This is a genomic window from Sphaerochaeta sp. S2 (genome assembly GCF_016406725.1).
In the GTDB taxonomy this organism is placed as follows: Bacteria; Spirochaetota; Spirochaetia; order Sphaerochaetales; family Sphaerochaetaceae; genus Sphaerochaeta.
Window position 1 is genome coordinate 1 of the sequence record NZ_JAEKNT010000071.1, and the last position, 1,159, is coordinate 1,159.

Annotated in this window: 2 protein-coding genes; both read left to right on the top strand. The window is 31.6% G+C overall.

Translation table 11 applies throughout. From position 1 onward, the window contains the following. The coding region (locus JF818_RS16300) for a hypothetical protein (RefSeq protein ID WP_233065425.1) at window positions 1-253 on the top strand (253 nt) is incomplete at its 5' end. A gap of 88 nt (window positions 254-341) precedes the next feature. Then, the gene (locus tag JF818_RS01820; RefSeq protein WP_198890288.1) at window positions 342-869 is read left to right on the top strand and encodes a 2'-5' RNA ligase family protein; all 528 of its coding nucleotides are present in this window, start codon (window positions 342-344) and stop codon (window positions 867-869) included. Window positions 870-1,159 lie beyond the last annotated feature (290 nt).

The following is a 1,159-nucleotide window of genomic DNA, read 5'->3' on the forward strand; positions in this document are numbered from 1 at the left end:
ATATTGTGATGAGAACAATCAGATTTCAAGATATGAGGTAACAAAAGAATACTACCCATTCGCATTGAACACCAGGCCCAATTATGTAATGCGTGGCATAAACTTCCTATATACCTGTGAGTTAGATGATGTGGAATACCGAATAATCAAGAAACTACTAAGAATTAATAAAATGCTTGAAAAGGGTAAGATCAACGAAGATATTCACGCAATGAAAATTGAGAAATTTAAATATAACTCGAAAAGAATTTAACTTTTACTTTTGCAATGTTTCGACATTGTTCACTTAGGAGCGTATGACTTTATATCAGTTACGGAATGAGATATGAAAGGACAACCATATGATTAGACGTACCATTATGTTATTTCCTGAGTTCGATAACATCCATGTTATTGATGAAATAAGAAAGAAATATGATCCATTATCAGAGAATGTCAGACCACATATAACTTTGGTGTTTACATTTGAAAGTGATTTAGAGTCAGAAGTTATAAAAAATCACTTGGAAGATGTCACTAAAGAGTTCGAAGGGTTTCAGCTTAGAATGACAAAAATTGTCACAATAAATAATGCTTTCGGTAAATATCTTTTTCTGCTTATTGAAGATGGGATCGAAGAGATCAAACGACTTAGTTCACAGCTTTATACAGGGACCTTAGCAGCATATAAGCCTGAATGGCTTACTGAGGAGACTTTTTTACCTCACATGACCCTTGGACAATTTTCAACAGACGATGCTTTAGAACAGGCTTATGAAGATGTCCAAAAAATTCATAAAGAATTCAAGTCAGTCATCAGAAAGGTTTCGGTAGAAATTATAGATGATAATGAGGATTCAATCATTGATTTTGAAATGGATATGAAGTAGGTATTTCTTTAGATTGCAGTAGTGTAGTTTACAATTAAAAGCTATATGAAAGAGGATTATACTGCCAAATTATAAAAAAATTTCGATTAAATACAATACAAAATAAGAAAGAGGTAATCCAATGTCTGAAGTAATAGAATATAAGAAACCAATAAACATTGTTAAGAATCCATGGAGACGTTTTTTCGCTAGAACTTTTGATATATCGATCTACAATTTATTGATTACTACGATAGAATTATTTGTTTTTAGAATGAATACAAGTGGTAAACCCTTTGCCACAATTATTG